The organism is Actinomycetota bacterium (genome assembly GCA_018334075.1).
GTDB lineage: Bacteria > Actinomycetota > Coriobacteriia > Anaerosomatales > UBA912 > JAGXSC01.
In genome coordinates, this window is the sequence record JAGXSC010000068.1 from 74,580 (window position 1) to 81,291 (window position 6,712).

The window sequence follows — 6,712 nt, forward strand, 5'->3', positions numbered from 1 at the left end:
GATAGCCTAATATATGAGTATACTCGCAGGCGGCACATCGATGTTATTCAGGCGTTACCTGAGGAGGTCAAGATTATTCGTCCGACCATTGCGCGATCGACAGCGATAATGTCGATGTCTACGGGGCTCTCCCGGATCACGGGCTTCGTACGCGTCTGGGCCACAGCTTACGCACTGGGCGTAACAGCGCTAGCGGCCTCGTACCATGTAGCAAATAACATTCCCAACATGCTCTACGAGCTTGTGGCAGGCGGAATAATCTCCTCACTGTTTATTCCGATATTTATGGAGCGCCTGAAGCAGTACGGCGAAGAAGACGCATGGAAATACGCCAGCTACCTGTTCAACATCACGGTACTGGCGCTGGGAGCTGCTGCTGCGCTTGCAATTTTCTTTGCCGAGCAGGTCGTCTGGACCCAGACCTTCCGGACGGACGCACAAGACGCCGCCCTGATAGTGTTCTTCTTCCAGATATTCGCGATTCAGGTCGCCTTTTATGGTGCCGGGGCCGTAATATCAGGCTTACTAAACGCCCATCGGCGCTTCCTGTGGCCGGCGCTCGGCCCGGCTTTCAACAACCTGACAGTGATCGCGACCCTCATCGCATACACCCAGATTGTAAGCGTCGATCCAACAGCCGCTAAGTGGACTTTGGCGATCGGTACGACTCTGGGTGTCCTCGTGATGTTTGGAGTGCAGCTTCCGAGCCTGATCGCTCTTAGGCCAAAGTACACATGGAGAATCGACCTTTCCCACCCGGGGCTAAAAGCTATGGGCAAGATGGCTTTGCCGACGGTGATATACGTGATCACCAACATCGTCGCGGTATCGTTTAGAAACGCCTATGCTCTCGATGTCGCCGCTGATGGCCCTGCGACACTAAGCTATGCATGGATGTTCTACCAGCTGCCCTATGGCATTCTCGCGGTAGCATTGGCAACCGCGTTTTTCACGGAGCTATCAGATGCCGCCGGAAGACAGGACCTCGAAGAGTTCCGGACACGCTTCACGACAGGAATTCGAGCCACAGCGATGCTTATACTGCCCGCCTCGGCATTGCTGATAGCGCTTGCGCATCCACTGATAACGCTATACCGAGCCGGAAAGTTCACCGCCGAAGATGTCCCTCAGGTCGCGGCGGTGCTCCAGTGGTGGGCATCGGGGCTTTTCTTCTTTGCAAGCTTCATGTTCGTCCTCAAGACCTTCTATTCCCTGAAAGACACGCGCACCCCTATGCTCACAAATCTTGGGCTCACCGTAGTGCACGTAGGGCTTTACGCCGTACTTACCACCGGTGCGCTCGGCTTTGCGGGTATAGGACTTGTTGGCATACCGATCTCTGATGCGGTGTTTTATGCGATGAGCGCTATTCTCCTCGCCTATCTGTTGCGCCGAAAGATCGGCAACTTCGGGGCTGGGACTGTAGTAAAAACGATAGTGAAGATCGCGATTGCCGCAGCGATTGGCGGCGGTGCGGCTTTTGGTGTCGCGCAGGCATTCCCTAACCCTGATGCGCTTCCGAAAATCGCTCTCGCAACTGTTTTGGCAGGAGGCATCACCGGCCTGGCCGTGACCTGGGGGGCAGCCCGGCTCCTGCGAGTGCAAGAGCTCTCGTACGGAGAAGAGTTAGTCCGCAAGGGGCTATCCAAGATCGGGCGACAAAAAAGGAGCTCAAAACAGTGAAAGTAGTGGCCCTAGTCCCTGCATATAACGAAGAGCGGCGCATTGCGGCGACGGTCAAAGCGATCCTTGAAATCCCCGAGATCAACGCCGTCAGCGTCATCGATGACGGGTCGAGCGACTCAACGGCCGAGGCTGCCAGAAACGCCGGAGCCCAGGTTATCTCTCTGGCTCACAACTCAGGGAAGGGCGCGGCGCTGCAAGCCGGCATCGACTCCCTGTCTCAATGGCCTGACATTCTGGTGCTACTCGATGCCGACCTGGAGCAGAGCGCCTCTCAGGTGTCACTGCTACTAAAGCCTGTGATTGATGGCGAGGCGGACATGACGATCGCACAGTTTCCAAAGCCTGCCACAAAAGCCGGATTTGGCTTTGTGATGAGACTGGCGAACTTTGGAATCCGATCCCTGGGTGGTCCATTTCACGCCAATGCGCCGCTATCGGGGCAGCGAGCGATCAACGCCGAGGCGCTGCGCTGCGTGTTGCCGTTTGCTTCAGGGTACGGCGTGGAGGTTGCTTTAACGATCAGGGCCCTGCGCCAAGGAATGCGGTTGCTCGAAGTTCCCACTACGATGCGTCACGCCGCCACTGGTCGGGACATATCGGGCATTATCCACCGCGGCCGACAGTTCTTGCATGTAGCGTTGGCGCTACTGCGCCTAGCTTTTGAGCGACGGTGATTTTGGCCGAAGGGGTAATGCGTCAGCGGCCGGGCACGCTAGGGAATCTGCTATCGGCAGTGTCCGCTACTCCGAAGTAACCCTGAGCCTGACCTGACAGCACAGTGATCAGAGAGTAGGCTCCTTCTGGTGTCCCCAAGTGGTCGACAGCCGATAGGCCGCTATCTGCGGCCGTTGCAGCAAGCCCTGTTTCTGAACCGACCACCTCGACGCCTGCGGCGGGCAGGTTGCGTAACTTGATCTGCTCGGCAAGCTCCAGTCCTGCGAGATCAGGAGCGCCATCCCGCACCGCGATAGTAACAAAGCCCTGCGCCGCTACGGCTTCAGGCAGGACATCTCCACCCAACACACCTGCGGCTCTAAGCGCTGACGTGACAGGCCGAGGGCCTGGAGCAGACCACTCGGCGGCGAGCGAGGCTACCACCGACGACCTCAAGTTCTCCGCGGTAATGTCGAACATCGGAGAGAGCGCAGCCGTTGTCTCCGCTCTCGCAAGGCCCAGGTTCTCGTGCATCAGCACTACCTGCGTGGGCAGTCCGCCTGCTGCGACTATCGCATCGGCGATAGTCTCGTAGTTATTCACATCGGCTTCACTGGTAACCACAATCACCTGCCTGCCTTCAAGCGCGTTGGCAGTCAGACCCGGTGAAATCGCGGCTATAAACTCGAGCATGCTGCTGTTCTCATTGGCAAGCTCGGTGTTTCTTTCGAGCAGATCGGTAAAATCCCGCTGAAGGCCTTCGACAAGAGCCCCACGCTGGGCGTCGAGCACGCCACGCTCGGCCACGATGGTGCCGAGTAGTAGTCCGACCGTCAAAGCCAGAAACACCGCGACGAGCGAGGCGATATGATAGCGAAGGTTATACATCATCGCTTCCTTTCGATTAAATTCCGAGCCACACCCTGATACGCAACAAAACTAAAGCCAGAATCTCCTGGGCTGCTGGTGATATCGTGATAATCGCCGCTACAACCGCCATGCCTGCAAGCGAAAGCAACAGTAAATCCGAGGTGCGCACGGTGGAGCGATACAGCTTGTTCACCCCTTTTGCGTCCACCAGCTTTGGGCCTACCTTCAAACGCACAAGAAAGGTCGAAGCCATCCCGTTGCGCCCTTTATCAAGATACTCTACAAGGTTAGCGTGCGTGCCAACGGCCACAATTAACTCCGCCCCTGACTCGTAGGCCAAAAGCAACGCGAGATCTTCGCTGGTAGCCGGGAGCGGCCAGGTTGTAGCCGAAAGACCTAGGGATTCAATGCGCTCCATCCCTGGCGCTCGGCCATCAGCATACGCATGAACGATAATCTGCGCGCCCGACTTTAGCGCATCATCACTTACCGAATCCATATCCCCGACGATTATGTCCGGGATAAATCCTGCCTGTAAGATGGCGTCTGCGCCACCATCCACGCCTATTAGCGCAGGGCGCATCTCTCGGATATAAGGCCTCAGAGCATCAAGATCCTGCTTGTAGTCGTACCCCCGCACCACAACCAGCACATGTCGGCCAGCCAACTCGACGTCGGTATCTGGCACTTTTACGGCCTTGGTGAAAAGCTCTTTCTCTTTCTCGAGATAAGCAAGTGTATTGCGAGTGAACTTGTGAAGCTGATCCCCCAGCTTATTGCCGGCATCGGTCATAGCGCTTTCGATACTCTCCACCGTCAGCCATCTACCGGATCCAACAACTTCACCTTCAACCAGGACTGTGTTGTCGATGATCTCGACGGTCTGTCCCTCGCAAACCCTCTCGAGTACGTCCTGGCCGACGTCATCGAGCAGGTGCACTCCGCCCCTGGCCAAAATGATGGGACCCTCGTTCGGGTACGAGCCCGAAATCGACTTTGAAGCGTTGATGACACACTCTACCCCTGTGCCGAGGAGAGCCTCTGCGCTTACCCTGTCAATGTCGACATGATCGATCACGGCAATATCATCGTGTCCGAGGCGCTTGACAAGCACCTTCGTGCTTCTGTCTACTTTGGCGATCCCGCTAAGCCGCATGGCTTCCGCCTCCGGTTTCGGCTTCTGAAGCGCTAGAAAGCAGCTCGCGCGCGTGGGCTCGAGCCTTATCGCTGTCTTTGCCTGCCAACATGCGAGCGATCTCGCCCTCTCTGGCTTCACCCTTCACGGTCGCAACGGTAGTGCGAACCTTGCCGTCATCGACTGACTTGCTCACTACCAGGTGCTCATCGGCGAACGCCGCCACCTGTGGAAGATGAGTGACTACAAGCACCTGGTGCTCCCTTGCCAAAGTCTTCAGCCTTTTGCCTACGGAGATTGCCGTCATACCGCCTATTCCCGCATCGACTTCATCAAATACAAGAATCGGAACCCTGTCAGCCTTGCCCAGCACGCTTTTCAAGGCAAGCATCACGCGGGAAAGCTCTCCTCCCGAGGCGATGCGCCCCAAAGGACGAAACGGCTGATCGGGTCCCGGGGCAAAGGTAAACTCGACTCGATGAGGGCCATCTGTCGCCCACGCCCCAAACTGCAACTGCGTGATGGAGACAGCGAAGCGAGCAGCCTCCATTGCCAGGTCCGATGCCGCATCGTGCAGTTTTTCCAGAAACTCCCCGACCGATCCCTCCCTAAGTGCAGCGAGGGTGGCAGCCGAGGATTCATAGTCGGATCGCGCCGCGTCAAGTACGGCCCTGGCCTGCGCCAGGCCGGACTCCCCATCCGTTATGAACTCGAGTCTTTGCATAGCATCGGCATGGCGTGCCAGCACCTCTTCGATGGTCGATCCGTACTTCTTCTTCAGGTCAGTCAATGCCGCCAGGCGTGAATATCGCGCCTCGAGCTCCTCCTGGTTATGCGCAAGCTTCTCGATGTAATCACGGAGCTCAAACCCGATATCGTGCACCCCGGAAAGCACATCCTCAAGCCTGTCTTTTAGCTGATCGAGACGAGCATCGATCCCTGTGCTCCGAGCAAGCGCGTGTAAGGCCTTGCTGGCCGAGTCGGTCAGGCCACCATCGTCACTGAGCCAAGCGTGCGCCTCGGCCGCCGCCTCGGTCAAACGCGCACTGTGCTGAAGAACGGCTACCTCAGAGCTGATCTGCTCGTCCTCGCCCGCTTGGGGAGCAACGGCGTCTATCTCGGCGACGAGGAACCTCAAGTCCTCGAGCTCCCGATTAGAGGCTTCGAGGGAGCGCACGAGACCAGCGAGCGCCTTTTCGGCCGAAAGATAGGTGCCTCTCGCAGATACATAAGCGGCCAGCGAGACTACGGCATGATCGCCAATATACCTGTCGAGATAGGAGACGTGGGTAGCTGGGTTCAGCAGGGCCTGATGCTCGTGTTGTCCATGCATGTCAAGCATGGGGCCGAGAAGATCAGTAAGGCCTCTTACCGTAGATATCTCGCCATTGATAGAGCACTTCGATCTTCCATCCGTGGTCAATCGGCGCTTGACGAGGATTTCACGGCCATCTTGCTCAATGACGCCTTCAACCAACGCCTCCTGCGAGCCAGCGCGAATCATGCCGGAGTCCGCGCGGGCACCCGCCAGCAGCTTCAAGGCCTCTACCAACGCCGTCTTGCCCGCACCGGTTTCGCCCGAAAGCACATTCATGCCTTCCTTGAACTCGAGCCAGATCTCTTCGATGAGGGCCAGATCGCGAACGTGCAACTGGCTTAGCACTCTGCCTCCTAAAAAAATTCGTTTCGCACAACTTCAAAGAAATCCCGTCCCTCAAGCTTCAGGAGCAGGACTTCATGATCGGATCTAGTTACCGAGATACGTTCGATCGCCCTTCGGCACGGCATCACGAGGCCGTCAACGTGAAGGCATGCATCTCTCCTGGCCGGGTTTGGAAAGCGCAGATCCACAATGTCGTTCTGCGAGAGCACCAAAGCCCTCTGCGCAAGCGTATGAGGAGCAACGGGCATCACTATATGACACCGGACCTCGGGAGAGACTATGGGCCCGCCCGCCGAGAGCGCATACGCGGTCGATCCGGTGGAGGAAGCCACAATAAGCCCGTCACAGCGAAATGTCGTCATGTTGGTGCCATTGACATCAAGAGCGATCTCGATGACCCTTCCCGCATCCGATCGACTCGCCATAATCTCGTTGAGCGCCCTGTATCGCCCGGTCACGCGCCCGTCCATGATCACTTCGGCCTGTAGCGTGGTCCTGCGCTCCAGTCGGCCTTCACCGGCCAGCGCCGAGGAAACCACCTCTTTGAGATGCGTACCCGAAGCGCCCGTCATAAAGCCGAGACGCCCGAGATTGATACCGAGTATCGGTGCCTCGACATCGCCGAGCAGGTGCACGGCTTTGAGGATCGTGCCATCTCCGCCCAAGGCGACAGTCAGCACTGGTACGCCTATCTCGGCGGGCGG

General features: G+C 57.5%; 6 protein-coding genes. 2 read left to right on the plus strand and 4 right to left on the minus strand.

Features of this window, described 5'->3' with window-relative positions; translation table 11 throughout:
* Nucleotides 1–108: 108 nt before the first annotated feature.
* Nucleotides 109–1,683, plus strand: a complete 1,575-nt coding sequence (gene murJ, locus KGZ89_08550) for a murein biosynthesis integral membrane protein MurJ (GenBank protein ID MBS3974899.1) — start codon at nucleotides 109–111, stop codon at nucleotides 1,681–1,683.
* A complete protein-coding gene (locus tag KGZ89_08555; protein MBS3974900.1) occupies nucleotides 1,644–2,360 on the plus strand; it encodes a glycosyltransferase family 2 protein in 717 nt (238 codons plus the stop codon). The genes murJ and KGZ89_08555 overlap by 40 nt, the downstream gene beginning before the upstream one ends.
* A gap of 22 nt (nucleotides 2,361–2,382) precedes the next feature.
* Here KGZ89_08555 and KGZ89_08560 read toward each other — a convergent pair whose 3' ends face one another.
* The 4 genes from KGZ89_08560 to KGZ89_08575 all read right to left on the minus strand — a co-directional run.
* On the minus strand, nucleotides 2,383–3,231 hold the full coding sequence (locus tag KGZ89_08560; GenBank protein ID MBS3974901.1) for a copper transporter: 849 nt from the start codon (nucleotides 3,229–3,231) through the stop codon (nucleotides 2,383–2,385).
* 13 nt (nucleotides 3,232–3,244) lie between these two features.
* Nucleotides 3,245–4,366 carry a hypothetical protein gene (locus tag KGZ89_08565; GenBank protein ID MBS3974902.1) on the minus strand — a complete coding sequence of 374 codons (1,122 nt, stop codon included), beginning with the start codon at nucleotides 4,364–4,366 and terminating at the stop codon, nucleotides 3,245–3,247.
* Nucleotides 4,356–6,008 (minus strand): DNA repair protein RecN, encoded by a 1,653-nt coding sequence (gene recN, locus KGZ89_08570; GenBank protein MBS3974903.1) that lies wholly within the window; start codon nucleotides 6,006–6,008, stop codon nucleotides 4,356–4,358. The genes KGZ89_08565 and recN overlap by 11 nt, the downstream gene beginning before the upstream one ends.
* Before the next feature lie 8 nt (nucleotides 6,009–6,016).
* The coding region (locus KGZ89_08575) for an NAD(+)/NADH kinase (protein MBS3974904.1) at nucleotides 6,017–6,712 on the minus strand (696 nt) is incomplete at its 5' end.

Bases quoted from the DNA above. Each gene is read 5' to 3' on its own strand.
- murJ (MBS3974899.1), top strand. From the start codon at position 109: ATGTCGATGTCTACGGGGCTCTCCCGGATCACGGGCTTCGTACGCGTC.
- KGZ89_08560 (MBS3974901.1), bottom strand. From the start codon at position 3,231: ATGATGTATAACCTTCGCTATCATATCGCCTCGCTCGTCGCGGTGTTT.
- KGZ89_08565 (MBS3974902.1), bottom strand. From the start codon at position 4,366: ATGCGGCTTAGCGGGATCGCCAAAGTAGACAGAAGCACGAAGGTGCTT.